The organism is Paenibacillus sp. FSL k6-2145 (assembly GCF_037976585.1).
Taxonomy (GTDB): domain Bacteria; phylum Bacillota; class Bacilli; order Paenibacillales; family Paenibacillaceae; genus Paenibacillus.
Genome location: NZ_CP150267.1, coordinates 4,779,680 through 4,797,351, shown reverse-complemented (window position 1 = coordinate 4,797,351; position 17,672 = coordinate 4,779,680). Strand labels below are relative to the sequence as shown.

The following is a 17,672-nucleotide window of genomic DNA, read 5'->3' as shown; positions in this document are numbered from 1 at the left end:
GTCTAGTCTGACCGCTTCTGTACGTAAGGCGTCGACAATAAAAAAGGAATGCTGAACCTCACTAATGTCCCCGGCTTGGTATCAATCACTTCAAGTTCACTTTGGCCTTTGAACAATAATCGCAATCGTTCCTTAAGGTTAGACAGGCCGATCCCCGGGCGCGTGCGGGTCATCTGCAAACGCCGGGATTCCTCCATTCCAATTCCGTTGTCTGCCACCTCCAGCATCAGCATTCCTGTGTCTTGCCTGTAAATTCCAATACGGATCTGACCAAGTTGCTCCAGTGGCCCGACACCGTGATGAATGGCATTCTCCACCAGTGGCTGCAAGCTCAGTTTGGGCACCAACGCATATTCCAGTTTATCGTCAAATTCACAAGTCACCTCAAAACTATCCCGATAACGAATCCGCTGGATATGAAGGTAGGCTTGAACCAACTCGATCTCATCCTTCAGGTATACCAATTCGACCTGTGAATTCAGGCTGACCTCCAGTAATTTGCCCAAGGAAACACACATCTCGGAGATCTCCTCATTACCGCTGCGGATCGCACTCCATTTCATTGTATTCAATGTATTCAGGAGAAAGTGCGGATTCATCTGGGCCAGAAGCATATGAAAATGTACCGCTTCCTTCTGGCGTTCCTCCGCTTTGAGTCTGTTGATCATCTGATTGGCATCATCCAGCATCGTATTAAACGTGCGTGTCAGTTCCAGTACTTCCCCACGGCTGCGGCCTTCGGGAATACGAATCTTGAGGTTTTTGCGGACAACCTCCTTCATCTTATTCTGTAAGTGCGACAGAGGGCGCGTGAACGTTGCCGAGATCATAAAAGCCATCACTACAAATGCTCCTGTAAACCCAAAAAAGGTCAGAAAGTAACGCTGTTTAAGCTCGGATATCTCTGTAAACAGAATGGAAAGTGGAATACGATTCACCATATACCAGTCCAATGATTCGATGTACACGTAGTTAATCAGCGTATCCGAGGCTGGATCAGTCAGATAAGCCTGTGCCGGATGAAGAGCTATTTCACGTGTAACTTCCGGGGAAAGTGCCGCTGTTTTGGATGAACTGGCTATGGTCTCTCCACTACCTGTAATAAGGTAATATTCCTGGTTACTCTGTGAATCCTTCAGCATGGTTTGGAACCAGTAGGAATAATCGATGCTAATTCGTGCCAGCCCGTATCGCTTGCCGCCGCTATCTTTCATGTAAGCGTACAGTGACAACAGATACGGGCTGGAAGATAACTCTCTAAGCACAGGGTTGGTATCCCGTGCATCCCAGCGATAGAAGAGTTCTTCCGGTTGAGACGGTTGTGATTTCGCACCGCCTTTTGGAGTGGTTATTTCCCCCAGCCGCTCACGAAATTGTTCCAGATAAGGGCCATAAGTCAGTGCTTGTTTCGGCAAATACGAAGTGTAAACGCTATCATAAAAATCCAGCAAGGTAAAGTACACCGAAGGATTATATAGAAAAAAACTGTTGTTGATCATCTTGAACTTTTCTTCTACCAGCGACTTGTTCTCAAGCGGCGTACGACTGTCCGGGGAGGTTAGCACATTTCTTACCGCGGAATCCTGTTCCAGAAAAATAAGCGTTTTGAAGGCAATGCTCATCTGGTCCTCCAGAGAGCGGTACATCTGGACTAGCTGCTCATGGCTCTGCTCACTGATTTTCTGCTCGACCAGCGATTCAATCTGCTGATAATTGTAGACATTCAATGCACTGAACGGCAAAAGAATCAATACCACAAACGCGCCGAACAGGCGGTATCTGAGCCGCTGTGGCAACCAACTTTTCCAATTTGGCTTCTTCATTCCTTAGTGCTCGCTCCCCTACAATTAATGACCCCATTATAGCACCTGCCTGCCATTCACAGCCGGAGTCGAATGATTTGCATGGATTTGTGATATTCGTTGCCTGCACTCAAGAGAAATGCACAGATATGTTCTATTGGTGTAAGAAATGAATGAATGGATGACTGGCTGGATGGATGGCTAGAAGGATGGTACCCTTTTTTCATACTTGATGTCGTCTCCGATACTCCGAGGGACTGATTCCTATGGTGGACGAAAATACACGGCTCAGATAAAATCCGTTCTCGTATCCACATCTCTCGGCGATCTGCGTAAGGGTCAGACGGCTATCTGCCAGCAAGGCTTTTGCTTTTTTGAGACGAATCGCTTTCAGATAATCAGATGGTGTTTCTTGAAAGGCTTCCCGGAACCTTCGGGTGAGCTGAACTGGACTCAAAGCCAAATGTTCGGCCAACATTCGGAGACTGACCGCCTCTCCTGCCCACTCCTCCAACAATACCGCCGCTTCAGCCATGAGGGCATCCTCCGTGAACTTCGTTTCCATTAGCCTGCTCTGTCTGCGCTCCCATTGATATAACCGCCACAAATCCAACATCAGATGGGTTTTCCATCCTGTTGTAACTTCATCGTTGTCCTCACTCGCCAGACGCAGGTAGGCATATGTTGAAGCCAGACGCTTTGTATCATTAATGAGAGATTTTCCGATTGGGGGCAGAAGACTCTCACCCTCTGCGGAGTTACAACGGAACAGTATATAGTGAAACGTCAGCGGGGTTACCGCCTCTCTGCGAAAAGGAACGTGTGGTGGACACAACACCAGGTCAGCAAAACCCGCCTCTCCGCTCTGCCCGTCAATCTCGTAACGAAATACGCCCTCTTCAACAGCAAAGACCACCCAAGCGTCGTAGATATCTTCTGCTAGAGCAAATTCAGCTTTCTTCTTCCAGTAGATGTGATTAAGGAGGTCCATGACACACCTGCCTTTGTTATGAAATAAAGTATATGCTCGATGATAATATAGTGTATTTGAAAAGTAAATATATAGAACTAATATGAAATTATAGATATGAAATAGGAAATCTGAGCTTAGGCTCATCCATATTCAATGAGAGAGGTGTTCATATGAAGCACGAACTCGTTAAACCGGATATCACCGTCATCGGGGGCGGGCTTGCTGGCGTATGCGCTGCCATATCTGCTGCCCGGCTGGGCCAACAGGTCGCTCTGGTGCAGAATCGTCCTGTACTTGGCGGGAATTCCAGCAGCGAAGTACGCGTATGGGTCTGCGGCGCTACCGCCCATGGGATTAATCGCTATGCCCGCGAGACGGGTATCATGGGGGAACTGTTTGTAGAGAATCAGTATCGTAATCCAGAGGGCAATCCTTATCTTTGGGACTTGATCATTCTGGAAGCCGTTCGAGCTGAATCCAACATCAGCCTGTACCTGAACACGGATGTACATGAAGTCGAGGCCACTGGGGATGGAGATGAACGCATGATCACCTCCGTTACCGGGTGGATGATGGGTTCTGAGCGCAAAATCCGATTCGAAAGTCAGATCTATCTGGACTGTACGGGTGATGGATTGGTTGGCTTTCTGGCTGGAGCCAAGTTTGCACTCGGCCGGGAAGCTCGCAGCGAATATGGCGAAGAATGGGCACCGGAGGTGGCTGATCAAATCACGCTGGGCAGTACACTTCTCTTTTATACCAAGGATGCTGGTGCGCCTGTCCGTTATATCCCGCCTTCTTTTGCCAAGGATATTACACAGACCAGCATTCCGATTCGCCGGGTCATTCGCAGCGGGGATTCCGGTTGTCATTATTGGTGGATTGAATGGGGCGGTGAACATGACACCGTTCATGACAATGAGCTGATCCGTGATGAGCTGTGGTCCGTAATCTACGGGATCTGGGACTATATCAAGAATTCCGGCAAGTTTGATGCAGATCATATGACGCTGGAGTGGATCGGTTCGCTGCCTGGCAAAAGGGAGTACCGCCGCTTCACGGGTGACTATGTGCTCACCCAGAACGATATTATCAGCCAGCGGGAATTCCCGGATGCCGTTGCCTTTGGCGGATGGTCCATTGACCTGCATCCCCCACAGGGCATGTATGCCGAAGCGAGCGGCTCGAAGCATATGCATGCCGATGGCGTATATCACGTGCCGTTCCGCTCGCTGTATTCCGCAAATGTGCAGAATATGCTCATGGCCGGGCGCGACATCAGTGCATCACATGTCGCCTTCGGCACGACCCGCGTCATGGCAACATGCGCGGTCATCGGCGAAGCCGCTGGTACGGGCGCGGCGCTCTGCGCGGCCATGGAGGTGTCGCCGCGCGAGCTGCACGCGAGGCATCTGGCGTTGCTGCAGCAGACATTGCTGCGGCAGGACGCTTCCATCATCGGGGTGCGCAGCCACGATGAGCTGGATCTGGCCTGGCGTGCCAAGGCTACAGCCTCCAGCACGCTGACGGGCATCGCCCTTGAGCAGCCTGGCGAGACGTACCCGCTGGGTACGGATGTTGCCCTGCTGCTGCCTGTGCATCCACTGCTCAGCGGCCTGGAGCTGCTGCTGGATGCATCCAGCGATACCGAGCTGACGGTAGAGCTGTGGGATACGGGACGTAAGGAGAACTACGTCCCGCATTCGTTACAAGTTACGGTGACTGTTAACGTTACAACAGGAACTGCGCAGTGGGTGAAGCTTCCGCTCGAATGGCGACCGGAAGAACCGCAGAATGCTTTTATGATCATCCGCTCCAATAAAGCCGTCTCACTCTACCATTCGATAGAAGCACACAGCGGGGTGCTGATCTTCTTCAAAACAGAAGAAAACCACGTGTCCAAAAATCTGGAGGATCATGCCACGGATCAGCCTGTCGTATTATGGTCCATGCAGGGGTTGGCGCGTCAACCGTTCTGCTGTCGTACCCTCTCTGAGACCACGGCCTATTCAGCGGACAACACGATCAACGGTTACCATCGCCCCTTCGGTGGGCCCCAACAGTGGATGTCGCAGCCGATGGAGTCTGGGAAGCCAGAATGGGTACAACTGACATGGGAAGAGCCACAAACCTTGGCTGAATTGCACTTGACGTTTAATGATGATGTGAACGAGGATCTGGTTAACCTCCATCACCATCACACCACATTCCGTGTGATGCCTGAACTTGTGCGTGATTATCGGGTGGAGATATTGAGTCCGTCTCGGGAATGGATCGAGATTGTAAGTGCAACGGAAAACCGCAAAAGAAAAGTCATTCATACCCTGGATACACCTGTGTATTCACAGGCGCTTAGAGTGAACATGGATGCCACCAATGGCAGCAAGTACGCGGAGTTGATCGAGATTCGGGCCTATGGGGAGCCAACGTTGACAGGCAAGAGCTGAACGCAAAACACATTGGAATACCCCCCTGGGATTTCTCATGAATTCTAGGGGGTACTCCAATGCCTTTAAAGAGTCCATTTCAACTAGCCACTCTTTCACTGGAAAAACCAATGATAATCAAACTGATATACATAAAAATAGGGTTATTTCAGCTTTCATGATATTAACCATGATACGAGCATTTTTATATTGTCGTTCTGCATTCTCTGCATTTAAATTTTGATAATTATACGTATGTGGATATTTTTCAAGTTTTGATAACCCAAGCCATAATATAAGCCCGTCCCTCACTAATCTCTTTTATGGTAACGGATTGATAGCTTGCAGAGTTATTGATTAGGATAGGTTTCTTTTAAGAACTGGACAGACTGCACGATTAACGCTTTCAAAACATCCACTTGAATGTCTGCTACTTTGTTAATGTACACACAAGCTTTGCCCGTCGTATGTTTTCCAAAGTCCTTTAACAGGTCCGCTCTTTTGTTATCACCTGTGGCAAAATATAAACTGATCTTTGCTTTTCGGGGTGAAAAACCCACCAGTGGTGCATCGCCTTCGTGACCTGAATCATACTTGTAATGGTATGTACCGAATCCAATAATACTCGGCCCCCACATTTTTGCTTCATAACCTGTTGTCTCCGTGAAGATATCCAATAATTGATAGGCATCCTCCCTTTTTTTCGGATGTTCGATCTGTTCAATAAATGCAATGACACTTTGGTCTGTTACGGTTGTTTTTGGTTTGTACATTGTGGAATTCACTCCCTAATTTAAGTCCAGTCATCAAAATGCTTTTCAAGAAAGGTTAGCTCTTTTTCATAGTGTGCGAGATGACCTTCTTCTATCATTTTTATAAAAGCAACTTCCCCGGCAGCCGCTCGGTCAGACAGTGTTTTACACATAAAACGAATGCGGGATACGACCCACTCCTTCAAATCTGCTGGAACACTCAGACCGTAAGTAGTCATGAATAATGCAATCCGTTTCTTTCGAATAGATCCATGCATCTCGCTAGCGTATGGCATAACACCTGTTCCATCCATCTCTGGTGAAAATTCTGCTAGTGGAATGGAGGTATACAAGGCATAGGCGATATCCCACATTCGCGGACCCGGGCCCGCCATATCAAAATCAATAATGCCATGAGGACGGCCATCCTTGTACACCACATTATACGGCGCAAAATCGTTATGACATACAACTTCATCTTCAGTTAGGCCTGGATATCTGTTCGTTGATACTGATGTTGTTGTAAATCCAACGGTCGCATCATGGTAACTTCTCAACAGTTTCGCGACTTCAATCAGAGATTCGTCTGACCACATATACTCTTCTAGATCAGGATAATCATTGCCTGGAACGATGCCTTCGAGGTAAGAGAGCGTTTCTCTCCCCTGTTCATCTATTCCCAGAAATCGAGGGGCATGATCATAACCAACTTTTTCGAGATGTAAAAGCAATTCAATCACATATGGATTTGGTTTCGCATGCCGGCGAACCGTCTCACCTATTCTGACGACCATATTCACATTACCTCCCGATAACACTTCCTCCTGTTCGGCCACTTTCATCCCTCCTCAAGCTAAACTTCCTTGCTATGCCCATGATTACGATTTTTCTTATAACTCCCCGGGAATCCCGCGACCAATAGTATGAATCCAACAAAGAACATGAAGTATACGAGTAAACCTGTTGGATGCTCGTTCGTCTGAGTAAACTGTGGCACGTTAGTCCCTCCTGAAGCATATCCTGCTTCTACTATAGCGACAGATACTCGTATTGAGATTCGCTCCATTGTCGAAATAAACACACTGCCAAGCATGAGAATTACACCCAAAATCTTGTTGATATTGTTCATATCACGCCTCCTACATTAACTGCACACAATACTGCATACGCTTTATCTACTTATGTGACTTTCGATTCTCTATTCCATATTCCTGCATTTATGTCCAAATATGTACCATTTTCAATCTCATCATAGCAAATAGCGCCGTCATCTCTGACGCCGCTGTTTATGCTCTCTGAATAAGTTACGTAGCTACCACTTGGTGCAGATCCATACTATTTTCGAAAAAGGCTGACTGTCCAACATAATACAGATCATACATCTGTTCATTCATATTGATCCGTTGATATACATCTGGATACACATCATTGGCTAACTTCACATAAGGCAGTTTTTGTACGGCTTTTCTGGATCTTATATTTTGCTTGCGTATCTTCATAAATACCGTTTCAATCCCATGTTCCAGAAATAGTTCAACAAAGAAGGCTGATTTGGCTCTTTGGCTATACCCATTTCCAAAAAACGGTGAACCAATCCATGTGGCTAAAAAACCGGTTTGATACTCGATATGATATAGATCAATGGTTCCAATAGGCAGACCTGTTTCATTCAGAATCGTTCGGGAAATCACCGTTTTTTGTTCTTCTTCAGCCATCAATTGTTTGGTCAGGAATAGATATTCCTCATACGATTGGCATGCATAACGAACGTAAGGAGAAACTGCGGGGTCCATCATTAAGCTGTACAGCGAATGGCATTCCTGCAAATCACGTTTTTTTAACATTCTGTCTACCACCTAGTCCTTTTAGTTCGCTATATCAAGCAAATTAAGTATATAAAAGCTAGTGTGGGATTTAATGAATTCTGTATGTGGCTTATGTAAAATGCATTGGTAAATGTTGTTCAACTTTATCTCAGGGTAGCACAAAAAACGGCATGTCCCTTTTGAAGGAACACACCGTTTGCACGGATGCTGATAGACAGTAAATTATTGCATACCTTGCATGATTGCATTAATGATATTTTGCTGCGTCACGGTATTGTTCGAACGGTTAAACAATGCGAATCCATGTTGACCGTTATGCCCGTTATCCCAATAAACAGGAACCATTTTGTATTTTTTAGCTTTTGCGGTAACTGCTTTTGCGTATGCAGCACGATATACATTGTTGCTGGAATCGTAGGACGTTTTATCAATGGAACCGAACTCACCAATCACTACAGGATAGCCCTGAGTCACAAATTTGTCGTACATGGACTTGAACTGCGATTCAAGATAATCCTCTTGTCCCCAAGTAGACTTCTTGGCAGGATTCGTAGAAGTTGCACCCCACTGTGTGATATTACCGTTTTCCTCACCTGCAAAATCCCACGGAGAGTAATAGTGTGCCGAGATCATGATTCTCTTTTGCGAACTAGGAATAGCCGAGGATCTGTAATTATCTGTCGGAAGAGCAAAGCCATAATTACCAACAGTGTAGTCAATATTGGTATTCCAGCCTGGAATCAGCAACCATCTGGCATTGTTGTTACCTCCAGTCTGACGAACCGTATCCACGAAGATTTGATTGTATGCGTTCAGATTGGCGTAATACGCCGAGTTTGGATTGCCATAGTTACCATCGAATACTTCGTTCATGGATTCGAAAATAAGGCGATCATTGTAGTTGCTAAACTTGGTGGCAATCTGCTGCCACACCTTTTTATATTTTTCCTTAATGGCAGCCTGATTGCCACCATTTACGAGCAGCCATCCACCCTGTACGGAATTATACCCATCACCATGAATATTGATGATCACATACAGACCTTCATTGTACGCATAGTCCACGACTTGCTGAATTCGATTCAGCCATGCCGCATTGATAGTGTAATTGGGAGCGCTTCCAATGTTGTTCAAATAGGAAACGGGAATACGAATGGATTTGAAACCTGCCGCTTTTACCTTTTTGATTAACTCTGGAGTTACCGTAGGATTGCCCCAAGCTGTCTCATTCGGTGTACCGTTCAACGCTGCTTCCAGCTGATTGCCGAGATTCCATCCTGCACCCATCTCAGATACTATTTGCGAAGCGTCAGCTGCTGATGCTTTAGCGCTCCATCCGGTAAAGGCTACCGCAGCCACTAATACCAGTGCCAAGCTGCTGATGCCAAACTTCTTCCATTTTTTGAACATACCATACCTCCGCTTATTCTATTATTTTTAACAAGCAGTGCAGTTAATCTATCCATACAGATTGAATGATTCGAGAATACGTGCCTCCTCTCCCTATCGATCAAACAAATGAATTTCCCGTCTGACACCAACATAATAACACATTTATGGAAAATAAAGCGATATCTTTGTTGTTTTTTATGACTATTTACTACAAAATAATCCATCTATCCGATTAAGTGGATTGCTTGAATTTGTTCTCTATCAAAATCAATCACCATGATGTGATCATGCAGAATATGATCTCCGCAAGATATTGTTGCGCCGTAGTCGGTTATACCGTTAAATGTGATATCCACACGATAGACTTCAATCTCATTAAACCAATTCTGTTGTACTTTTTCCTGAAGTTCATTCTCATAATATTCTCGAAAGACAGTCTCACAAGTTGAAAACCACTTAATATAGTCTTCTATTTTATGAACAACTGAATCTAACGGTGTATTTGTGGACACATATATTCGGACGTCATTTAAATCCTCATCCTGTATGCAATGTTTAAATATTTGCACTGTATTTTGCAGAGTGTAACACCGGTAACTCTCATCACTCTCTTCTTCAAGCTCAATGAATTCACTTAACAATATGATCTTGCTCCTTTCAATGGTTATTAAAATAGCTCATTTAACCACTTTACGAATTTTTCTTTCTCCTCAAACTGTGGGTAATGCGCCGACTCGTTGAATACAATGAAGTCTTTGATCGGTGCATCCAATACATCAAAATAATCACGTGCTGCATTCGCAGTAGTCATATAATCATATTTACCCGTTACAAAATAGGTAGGAATCTCCAGATGATCAACAATATCAGGCAAATTTTGATCAAATGCTTCCTTCAGTAAGATGTCTTGTGAACTGAACATCCCTGTATAAAAGCGAATCATATCCAGCCCATTATACTCGGGATTTAAAAGGAATCCTGAAATATAATCTCTATTCTCGTTGATGAGTCTGGCTGCACCACCGTACTTTTGCAACAAAATTCTAGGCGTAAGTTCCTTTCCTTGCTCGATCGAGCTGCGAATTAGCTCCAGTTTTTTAACATCATCTTCATTGCCGGCTTGTTTCGCTTGCTCGTACGTGTACTCCAAACTTTCCAGTTCGCTCTGAAGTGTATTAGCCATCTGTCCAATGCCTATATAAGCGTGAAACTGAGCGGGTTCTTTAGCCGCAGCTTTCATCCCGATGTATGTACCAAATGAATGACCAATTAATATAACCTTCTCTTGATTTAACTCCTTTGATACATAATCCCTTAACGCTAACAAATCATCTACTAATAAATCTGTTGTCAGATTCGAGTAATCCTCAAAAAAGTGATAGGACTTCCCACTCCCACGTTGATCGTAATGCACCACCGTGAAGTGTTGCTCAAGCTCTTTCTGATACTTTCTTACGTAAGGGATCTCCGAGCATCCCGGCCCGCCATGCACAAAAATCAAGATAGGGTTAGTCCGATTAACACCTCTAATCATGACTTCGTGTCCTGCACCGTTAATTTCGACCTGCTCTAACATGCTGATGCTATTTTCACCTTTAATTTTGGGTGTCCATGTGGGAAATATCAGAGCTACTATAATCATTAACATAATACTGAAGATGCTGTACTTGAGTGTTTTACGGATTTTTTTGCGCATGTAATGCTCCTTACGTCATAAGTTTCATTTGTCATTCTACCAACGATTCATTTATCGTAACGGATACAGCAATTCAACGGGTTCTTTCACCAGCTCTTCTTGGAAAATATAATTATGATCGGCTCCTACGATACAGAGGATTCGTTTTCCTGGATGAGCTTCAATTGTATTTCTGACTCTTTGAACCATAATCTGATTACGGACCACCCAGCGAAAGTTCTGTGCCTTCGCGTTTACCTGATGCAACCATTCATATTTTTGTCTGGTTACACGATCAAACTCCTTTGAATTAAAAGGAATCTCGCCAAACCGATACGTCTCCATTTGCTCCGCAAACCAATGATCGTCCCGTTGTTCAAGTTCTTGGCGTTCCTCGCCCGAATAACCGTTGAATGGATCAAAAGCATTCCATACATCTAATTCAAACCAATCAATAGGGACAAATGGGATGTTATGCTTCTCGCATAAAGGGAAGACCAATTCCCAATACTCACTAGCTGGTTCTCCCCAGTATCCTCTATCATGTTTGTCCTTCAGGTACCTCAACCAACTCTGCGGATGAACTTCACCACAAATGAGATCTGGTTTAAACTCAGTGATCACATCCTTGTAAAGAGAAAGGGAACAATGATATCGCTCCCTGAGTTCAGGATTATGAATGGTTCCGAGTATCCCAACCGTTGTCATGGGCCCAGCTCCTTTATCATGTGTACATCTTTCGGCTCTTTGTCATAAAGTTCTTGATCAATCTCGCTTGCAATCTGACTGCCCTGACTTCTATAAAAGGATACCGCTGATTTCGTCTCTGTGGAGGAGATATACAGATACTGTGCACCACGTTTCTTAGCCTCTTCACCTAACTCGTTTAGAATACGTTTTCCAATACCTTGTCTTCTGTACCCGCATGAGACATACATCAAGTCAACTTGTAATTGATTTCGTTCTTTTCCTCTATATTGATGTGCCAGCACTCCAAATCCGATTAATTGATCGTCAGCAAACGCGCCATATGCCATGCCACCTTGTTCTAATTCGTACACATATCGATTTTGAATCTCTTTCAAAAGCATCTCATCCCAGTTGGAGCACTCATGATTTTGTTCAAGCTCAACCAATCGGTTCTCTTTCATTTCATAAATGAGATCAATATGTTCCGAGCGATCTATTTCCTGCAGCTGATTCACATCATCAAGGGTCAACGTTCTATACGTTATCATGATTGTTGCCATCTCTCCTTTCCCATGTTATTTCTAAAATCTATGGCTTTATAGATCGAAGTCTGTATTTATCAAAAACTCTTTTATCGTACAAAATAGTGTATTCCTTGTTCTCTTCAATTAGTTTTGACATATCCATTGGAACGGCTATTGTTCTTTCAAGATTATTAAAATTAATTACAGTCATTTCATTTTCACTAATCTTTTGAACAGTAACTGCTTCAAAAATTGAAGTTCGAAAGGAATTCCATAACAAAATTAAAATCAATAAAAGTAATAGTGACATGATGAGTCCCTTATTCTTATTCACTAGTTCTTTTCATCTCCTTTAGTTTCAAAATAGAGTTCCTCCAACTAAAACTAGCTTATTTTAATTACTGGTAACTCATTCAAATGATTTATCTCGATAGTGTATTTCTTAAGCTTATGGTTCTCAAGTCCATCCCATCTGTCTGAGAAACGATAAAACATATCTCCGAAGTTCATACCTTCAGGTAATACATCCACAAGCTTTATTTCATCGATTTCAGACTCCGGTAAGCTCTCCAGCAATTTAACCTCAGCATAAGAGACCATACCAAAGCTCCCATTCCATTCATATACACCATAAGGTATCAATTCGAAGTGTACTGCCCCTGTCTCTTCATAGAGTTCTCGACTTGCCGTGTGTAAAATGGTTTCCCCTATTTCTTTGTTGCCTCCTGGAATCTCCCAACCTCCTCTTTTCCTATTTTTTATAATGATGAATTTATTATTGTATTTAGCGATCATAACTGCAAATTTGATTAACTCTGGATCAAGTTCATCTAGATCAAACCATTGGCTCATGTTATCTCTCCCATAAACAACTATTCTTTCAAAATATAATTGTTAAACCATTGAAGTGGTAACAAGCTATCATCGGATATAATCGTTGTGAATACCGCAACCAATTTTCGCTTTTGGTTAACAAAGATATATTGCCCTCTTCCACCGCCCATACCCATAGCATAAAACGTTTTATTTTCAGCGTCTTCTTCCTTGATGCTTTTCATTATGCGCCAGTGGTAGCTATATAAGGGTTCGCAAGTAAGAGAAGGACTTACACTTCTAGCAATCCAGTCAGCAGAGATGAGTTGTTTAGAATTCCACTCCCCATTCTGAGCGTATAGCAGCCCAAACTTCAGCATATCTTCGATCTTCATTCGCAAACCAAAACCACCGATCGCAATCCCTTGTGTATCCTGATACCAATGGAAATCGTTAATACCTAGAGGTGCAAATAAGTTCTTTCTTGCAAATTCCGAAGTGTTCATACCAGTAGCCTTCTGCAATATGGCGCTAAGTATATGCGAACTCCCGCAACTATATTTCATTTGGATTCCAGGTTCGAATTCAATGGGTTGCTCAAGAACAAATTTCGTCCAATTCCTAGATGGGATCATCGCTTCATTCCCCGGATAGTACAAGCCCGAGGACATCGTTAATAGATGCTTAATCGTAATCCCCTTTTTGCTGTCATCCAGATCGTTAAAATAATTCACAATTGGGGTATCTTCATTCTCAATGTAACCCTGTTGTATAGCTATTCCCACCAATGCGGAGAGCACACTTTTTGTAATTGAATTCACTTTATGTTGTTTTTCTTTCGTTTTTCGATTCCGATAAAATTCATCATTCGTTAAATCCAATACTATGTTAGGTACTCGTCTTATAATCTTTTCTTCATAAAATATTGAATGATTCCATCAGGATACTCATCAATTAATCCAAACACTTCATAGCCCATTTTTTGATAGAATTTCGGTGATTGATATGAAAATGTGCTTGTGTGTGCAAGCTTACATTCTAATTCAGAAGCCTTGCTTTCTGCTTGCATGATTAAAGACTTCCCATATCCTTTCTTTCTGTGTTCCTCATCTATCCAAAAATTATCAATATATAATGTTTCACAATATGTAGCACAGAAGATCCCACCAACTGCCTTACCTGTCTTGTCCCGTAAAAAAAGATTGATAGTCTTTCCAGGCTTATTTAATAACCCATTTGTTTCAGAGACATTATAGTTATATAAGTTATTACAAACTTTTTTGTAGTCTTCTTCATGATCATCAAATACGATTTGTAACTCTTCTTCATAATTCATACGATTCATTGTTTAAGTCCCCTCATTTAGAAAATCATCACATGTAATCTTTACACTATTCAAATTTCTTATTTTATTGCCAACCTGTAGATCACTTCATCATCTGAATTGGTTCTATTCTCACTAATGAAGGACATGCTCTTATACAAATTCTGTGCTATTTCGTTATCCCGTTCAACCGTTAATGAAATAACCTTGCATAACGGATGTTTTTTCGTGATGTAATCTAGTATGGCTCTTAAAGCACGCTTTCCCATTCCTTTACCTTGATAGGATTTATCGATTTGAAAACCACCAATCCAGTAATTATCTGTACTATCTGGAGTATAACTTAGATAAAAGAAACCAAATACCTTCCCATCGATCTCAAGTACGTAAGGATCAAATGCTTCATCCCACGGTTTTATATAGGCGTAAGCGATCCCCTCAACAACGGATGGAACTAATGACGCTTGGTGTTCATACAAAGAGATCTTCAGCGCTTCTTCCCAATTCTCTCGTGTGACTGGTTGAATTTTTATATTCACCACTGTATCTCCTCTTTCGATAATCTTTGATTACCTCTAAGGTTCTTTTCACTTTCACTTACAACCACTTCCAAATGATGTTCAATCAACTGTATCACTTGTTTTTTATTCTTTGTGATTGTTGCAGTTTTGCGATTTGTGTTAATTGTACATATAACTTCTTCTATATTATATTGATGGTTCCATTTTACAATCATCTTGCATAAGTCCGTGAATAACTGCTTGTAATTCCACGGTTGCAGTCCCATTCTGGACAATACAAACCTCTTTATAATCCGATAATCTCTAATGAAAACATTTGGAGCTAATACAAAAATCAAATCCGCTTCCTGGATGGACTTAATGGTCCAATCTTTGCACTGCACTCCTTCTATGATCCAAGCCTCTGAACTGACAATAGATTGGACAGATTCATCCCTAACATGTTCAGGATATCTCAGATTTTCGGCGCTTCTGTCCCATATGAGATTGTCTAATTCATAAGAAGGAATACCGTATTTATCCGATAATTCTTTGGCTAATGTTGATTTCCCACTACCGCAAGATCCAATAATTCGTATTTTCATACATATTCTTTCTTCAAAAATGCATAGATGACATTATCAACAAATCGATTTTTCCAAATAAAATTCTCTTTCAATATGCCTTCTTCACTGAACCCAATTTTCTCAAGCAACTTTCTTGATCCCGCGTTCTCTGGCTCTACAAATGCTTCAATTCTATTTAATTCAAGGTTATTGAATCCATATTCAACGATTTTCTTAGTTACCTCGGTCATGTAACCCTGCCGCCAGAACTCCGGTGCTAATTCATATCCCATCACAGCTTTATGATGTTGTTTCATCCAACCATGAAATCCACATGTTCCAATAATTCTGTTGTCCGATTTCAAAGCAATTCCCCAGCGGATGACCTGACCATTTTCGAATCGTTCATTCCATCTTTGTATGAGTTCTTCTGCTTGTTTTGTATTCGTAAAACTTTCTACATCGTAGAACCTTGTAACTTCATCTGAAGAAAAATATTGAAATATGTCTTGGGAATCACTCTGTTTAATCTCTCTTAACAGCAATCTTTTGGTTTCTAATTCAGGAAATGGAGTCATATTCACTTCACCTCAATCGAGAACACTGCTACATTTTTCCCAATGATGTCTACGTCCTTCTCGTGTTTCATGCCATTCTTTTGCGCGACTTTCATAGAACCCACATTGCCATGTTGAATTAACGATATTAATCGTCTCTGTTTCAAGTGATCCATGCCATATTCTTTCCACGCTTTTGCTTGTTCATATCCGTAACCCATTCCCCAGTATTGCTCTACAACCCAGTAACCAACTTCAAGCTCATCAGTGCCTTCAATGATTTGAGGAATCAGTCCAGAGGTTCCAATTAACTTGTTATCCTCTTTATTAAATGCGAGAAACAGCCCTTTATCGTCTTTATTCCAGTTGATGAACTTTTCCAGGCTTTGCATGGTTTCTTCCTTCGTCCAGGGTCCTCCATGTCTAATAAATTTCATCATATTTGGCTCACGTGTCATCTCAAAAAGTAAATCGAAATCATTTTTGGTATATTTCCGAAATATAAGTCGTTCTGTCTCCATCTTTCTCTCAGCTCCTTTTTTATTCACTTCAAAATCGTTTGTTCGCGCTCTACTGTCGATGTGAAAAACACTTGCCTTATCTCGTCACGAAATACTTCTTTATACCGATGTCTTCCAATCTGATCAAAACGGGCTTGAACTCGCTTTACGTGTTCTTTATCTGATTTTATCTTTTTCTCAATTTCTTCGTATTGTTAAAGAGTATCGTATTCCCACATCGCAAAAATTTCGCTGGTTTCATCATCGATTGGTGTGTGCCATCTCCCAATAAGTCTTGATCCGTATTTCAATTGGGATGGCAGCAAAATATCATTAAACAGAGCATTAAACTCTTCTTCAAAAGAAGTCGCAATAATATAAGTTTTTCTCCTATATATCATCATGTGTACCTCCTTATGTGTGATAGAAGCTATACAACTATCTCGTCACGATTCCCGATGTAATTTTCATGTTTGGAGCATAGGTTAACCATGAGTTTTCATTAAACTTCCTGGCAAATACACTCTCTGCTTCATATTCTCTATTCGCTTCTTCTGAATTCAGTCCTCTTTCAATCAGTTGAGCAACTACTTCATTTCTTGCATTCGGTTCTTGTCCCAGTCCTTCTTCTTTTAATGCATGAAAAAGCTTTCCCTTATCCGAATCTGCCATGTGTTGATCTAAGAAGTTAACTTTGTCACTCACCCGGCATTCTACATTTCGCAAGCCAAGTTGGCTAAGCAGAATCGGAATCTTCATACCGATATTTCCATATTTACCACTCCGTTTGGCATCCGCCTCGAACAATTTTTGGAGAATACCTAGCTTAATAATCTTGGATTGTTCAAGTCCATGTAATTCATAGTTTGACATGTTAGCGATCCAATGAGGTTCAAAACATATGATTCTACCCTCATCTACTACACTGTCGATCATCTTCTGAAGAACGGTGATAGGTTCTGTCATATGTAATAAGAAGGCATGACTTATCGCAATATCGTATTGACGTTTCACTTGCACTGTTTCAATGTCATCTACTATAAAAGTCGTTTGATAAGAGGTCTTTGAGAAACTCTCTTTGGCCTGCTTAATCAATTCTTCACCCTTGTCTAATCCGGTATAGGTTGATCCTTCGGGTAATAAAAGGAAGCAGCTTCAATCCGAGATAGCCATAACCACATCCATAGTCGATGATATCTACTGAATTTTCAATCTTCCATACACGTTGAACCAAAAACTCAAGATAATCATCGTTATAATAAAGCCACCGCGTATTTCTCAGATATTCAATTTGGTCATCCCAATAGTAATCAGACAAGGTGAAATCCCTCCTTTATAAGATGTAATCGTAT

20 protein-coding genes and 1 pseudogene are annotated in these 17,672 nt (G+C 42.3%); 1 reads left to right on the top strand and 20 read right to left on the bottom strand.

Going from position 1 to position 17,672, the window contains the following annotated elements:
• Positions 1 to 2: 2 nt before the first annotated feature.
• Both NZ043_RS21505 and NZ043_RS21500 read right to left on the bottom strand, forming a co-directional pair.
• Entirely contained in the window at positions 3 to 1,823 is a 1,821-nt protein-coding gene (locus NZ043_RS21505) for a histidine kinase (protein WP_339309189.1), read from the bottom strand.
• A 202-nt stretch (positions 1,824 to 2,025) separates the two neighbouring features.
• Complete coding sequence (locus tag NZ043_RS21500; protein ID WP_339309188.1) at positions 2,026 to 2,793, bottom strand: helix-turn-helix transcriptional regulator; 768 nt, start codon at positions 2,791 to 2,793, stop codon at positions 2,026 to 2,028.
• A gap of 152 nt (positions 2,794 to 2,945) precedes the next feature.
• Here NZ043_RS21500 and NZ043_RS21495 point away from each other — a divergent pair, with 152 nt between their 5' ends.
• Complete coding sequence (locus NZ043_RS21495; protein WP_339309187.1) at positions 2,946 to 5,222, top strand: FAD-dependent oxidoreductase; 2,277 nt, start codon at positions 2,946 to 2,948, stop codon at positions 5,220 to 5,222.
• Positions 5,223 to 5,551: 329 nt separating this feature from the next.
• Here NZ043_RS21495 and NZ043_RS21490 read toward each other — a convergent pair whose 3' ends face one another.
• The 18 genes and pseudogenes from NZ043_RS21490 to NZ043_RS21405 form a co-directional block, all read right to left on the bottom strand.
• Entirely contained in the window at positions 5,552 to 5,974 is a 423-nt protein-coding gene (locus NZ043_RS21490) for a DUF1801 domain-containing protein (protein ID WP_133384418.1), read from the bottom strand.
• Positions 5,975 to 5,994: 20 nt separating this feature from the next.
• Positions 5,995 to 6,795, bottom strand: a complete 801-nt coding sequence (locus tag NZ043_RS21485; RefSeq protein WP_339309186.1) for a phosphotransferase — start codon at positions 6,793 to 6,795, stop codon at positions 5,995 to 5,997.
• A gap of 11 nt (positions 6,796 to 6,806) precedes the next feature.
• Positions 6,807 to 7,082 (bottom strand): hypothetical protein, encoded by a 276-nt coding sequence (locus NZ043_RS21480; RefSeq protein WP_133384416.1) that lies wholly within the window; start codon positions 7,080 to 7,082, stop codon positions 6,807 to 6,809.
• 175 nt (positions 7,083 to 7,257) lie between these two features.
• Complete coding sequence (locus tag NZ043_RS21475; protein WP_133384415.1) at positions 7,258 to 7,797, bottom strand: GNAT family protein; 540 nt, start codon at positions 7,795 to 7,797, stop codon at positions 7,258 to 7,260.
• A 204-nt stretch (positions 7,798 to 8,001) separates the two neighbouring features.
• Positions 8,002 to 9,189: a glycoside hydrolase family 5 protein gene (locus NZ043_RS21470; RefSeq protein ID WP_091031586.1), complete on the bottom strand. Its 1,188-nt coding sequence runs from the start codon at positions 9,187 to 9,189 to the stop codon at positions 8,002 to 8,004.
• Positions 9,190 to 9,395: 206 nt separating this feature from the next.
• Positions 9,396 to 9,812, bottom strand: coding sequence for a hypothetical protein (locus NZ043_RS21465; RefSeq protein WP_133384414.1), 417 nt, complete (start codon positions 9,810 to 9,812; stop codon positions 9,396 to 9,398).
• A gap of 26 nt (positions 9,813 to 9,838) precedes the next feature.
• The gene (locus NZ043_RS21460; protein ID WP_133384413.1) at positions 9,839 to 10,867 is read right to left on the bottom strand and encodes an alpha/beta hydrolase; all 1,029 of its coding nucleotides are present in this window, start codon (positions 10,865 to 10,867) and stop codon (positions 9,839 to 9,841) included.
• A 51-nt stretch (positions 10,868 to 10,918) separates the two neighbouring features.
• Positions 10,919 to 11,554: a hypothetical protein gene (locus NZ043_RS21455; protein ID WP_133384412.1), complete on the bottom strand. Its 636-nt coding sequence runs from the start codon at positions 11,552 to 11,554 to the stop codon at positions 10,919 to 10,921.
• A complete protein-coding gene (locus NZ043_RS21450; protein ID WP_133384411.1) occupies positions 11,551 to 12,084 on the bottom strand; it encodes a GNAT family N-acetyltransferase in 534 nt (177 codons plus the stop codon). The genes NZ043_RS21455 and NZ043_RS21450 overlap by 4 nt, the downstream gene beginning before the upstream one ends.
• Positions 12,085 to 12,444: 360 nt before the next feature.
• Complete coding sequence (locus tag NZ043_RS21445) at positions 12,445 to 12,912, bottom strand: NUDIX domain-containing protein (protein ID WP_133384410.1); 468 nt, start codon at positions 12,910 to 12,912, stop codon at positions 12,445 to 12,447.
• A 20-nt stretch (positions 12,913 to 12,932) separates the two neighbouring features.
• Positions 12,933 to 13,754, bottom strand: a complete 822-nt coding sequence (locus NZ043_RS21440; RefSeq protein WP_339309185.1) for a serine hydrolase — start codon at positions 13,752 to 13,754, stop codon at positions 12,933 to 12,935.
• A gap of 20 nt (positions 13,755 to 13,774) precedes the next feature.
• Complete coding sequence (locus NZ043_RS21435) at positions 13,775 to 14,218, bottom strand: GNAT family N-acetyltransferase (protein WP_133384408.1); 444 nt, start codon at positions 14,216 to 14,218, stop codon at positions 13,775 to 13,777.
• A 59-nt stretch (positions 14,219 to 14,277) separates the two neighbouring features.
• Positions 14,278 to 14,736: a GNAT family N-acetyltransferase gene (locus NZ043_RS21430; RefSeq protein ID WP_133384407.1), complete on the bottom strand. Its 459-nt coding sequence runs from the start codon at positions 14,734 to 14,736 to the stop codon at positions 14,278 to 14,280.
• A complete protein-coding gene (locus NZ043_RS21425; RefSeq protein ID WP_133384406.1) occupies positions 14,733 to 15,302 on the bottom strand; it encodes a hypothetical protein in 570 nt (189 codons plus the stop codon). The genes NZ043_RS21430 and NZ043_RS21425 overlap by 4 nt, the downstream gene beginning before the upstream one ends.
• Positions 15,299 to 15,841: a GNAT family protein gene (locus NZ043_RS21420; protein ID WP_091031606.1), complete on the bottom strand. Its 543-nt coding sequence runs from the start codon at positions 15,839 to 15,841 to the stop codon at positions 15,299 to 15,301. Before NZ043_RS21420 ends, NZ043_RS21425 begins: the two co-directional genes overlap by 4 nt.
• Before the next feature lie 2 nt (positions 15,842 to 15,843).
• A complete protein-coding gene (locus NZ043_RS21415; RefSeq protein ID WP_091031609.1) occupies positions 15,844 to 16,341 on the bottom strand; it encodes a GNAT family N-acetyltransferase in 498 nt (165 codons plus the stop codon).
• Between the two features lie 194 nt (positions 16,342 to 16,535).
• The gene (locus tag NZ043_RS21410) at positions 16,536 to 16,724 is read right to left on the bottom strand and encodes a hypothetical protein (protein ID WP_339309184.1); all 189 of its coding nucleotides are present in this window, start codon (positions 16,722 to 16,724) and stop codon (positions 16,536 to 16,538) included.
• 34 nt (positions 16,725 to 16,758) lie between these two features.
• Positions 16,759 to 17,638 (bottom strand): annotated as a pseudogene (locus NZ043_RS21405) (methyltransferase domain-containing protein).
• Positions 17,639 to 17,672 lie beyond the last annotated feature (34 nt).

What these genes read in the sequence shown, in the direction of transcription:
- NZ043_RS21460 (WP_133384413.1), bottom strand. Translation starts at nt 10,867, where the DNA reads ATGCGCAAAAAAATCCGTAAAACACTCAAGTACAGCATCTTCAGTATT.
- NZ043_RS21410 (WP_339309184.1), bottom strand. Translation starts at nt 16,724, where the DNA reads ATGATGATATATAGGAGAAAAACTTATATTATTGCGACTTCTTTTGAA.
- NZ043_RS21450 (WP_133384411.1), bottom strand. Translation starts at nt 12,084, where the DNA reads ATGATAACGTATAGAACGTTGACCCTTGATGATGTGAATCAGCTGCAG.
- NZ043_RS21470 (WP_091031586.1), bottom strand. Translation starts at nt 9,189, where the DNA reads ATGTTCAAAAAATGGAAGAAGTTTGGCATCAGCAGCTTGGCACTGGTA.
- NZ043_RS21495 (WP_339309187.1), top strand. Translation starts at nt 2,946, where the DNA reads ATGAAGCACGAACTCGTTAAACCGGATATCACCGTCATCGGGGGCGGG.
- NZ043_RS21485 (WP_339309186.1), bottom strand. Translation starts at nt 6,795, where the DNA reads ATGAAAGTGGCCGAACAGGAGGAAGTGTTATCGGGAGGTAATGTGAAT.
- NZ043_RS21415 (WP_091031609.1), bottom strand. Translation starts at nt 16,341, where the DNA reads ATGGAGACAGAACGACTTATATTTCGGAAATATACCAAAAATGATTTC.
- NZ043_RS21455 (WP_133384412.1), bottom strand. Translation starts at nt 11,554, where the DNA reads ATGACAACGGTTGGGATACTCGGAACCATTCATAATCCTGAACTCAGG.
- NZ043_RS21500 (WP_339309188.1), bottom strand. Translation starts at nt 2,793, where the DNA reads ATGGACCTCCTTAATCACATCTACTGGAAGAAGAAAGCTGAATTTGCT.
- NZ043_RS21490 (WP_133384418.1), bottom strand. Translation starts at nt 5,974, where the DNA reads ATGTACAAACCAAAAACAACCGTAACAGACCAAAGTGTCATTGCATTT.
- NZ043_RS21425 (WP_133384406.1), bottom strand. Translation starts at nt 15,302, where the DNA reads ATGAAAATACGAATTATTGGATCTTGCGGTAGTGGGAAATCAACATTA.
- NZ043_RS21420 (WP_091031606.1), bottom strand. Translation starts at nt 15,841, where the DNA reads ATGACTCCATTTCCTGAATTAGAAACCAAAAGATTGCTGTTAAGAGAG.
- NZ043_RS21445 (WP_133384410.1), bottom strand. Translation starts at nt 12,912, where the DNA reads ATGAGCCAATGGTTTGATCTAGATGAACTTGATCCAGAGTTAATCAAA.
- NZ043_RS21480 (WP_133384416.1), bottom strand. Translation starts at nt 7,082, where the DNA reads ATGAACAATATCAACAAGATTTTGGGTGTAATTCTCATGCTTGGCAGT.
- NZ043_RS21435 (WP_133384408.1), bottom strand. Translation starts at nt 14,218, where the DNA reads ATGAATCGTATGAATTATGAAGAAGAGTTACAAATCGTATTTGATGAT.
- NZ043_RS21505 (WP_339309189.1), bottom strand. Translation starts at nt 1,823, where the DNA reads ATGAAGAAGCCAAATTGGAAAAGTTGGTTGCCACAGCGGCTCAGATAC.
- NZ043_RS21475 (WP_133384415.1), bottom strand. Translation starts at nt 7,797, where the DNA reads ATGTTAAAAAAACGTGATTTGCAGGAATGCCATTCGCTGTACAGCTTA.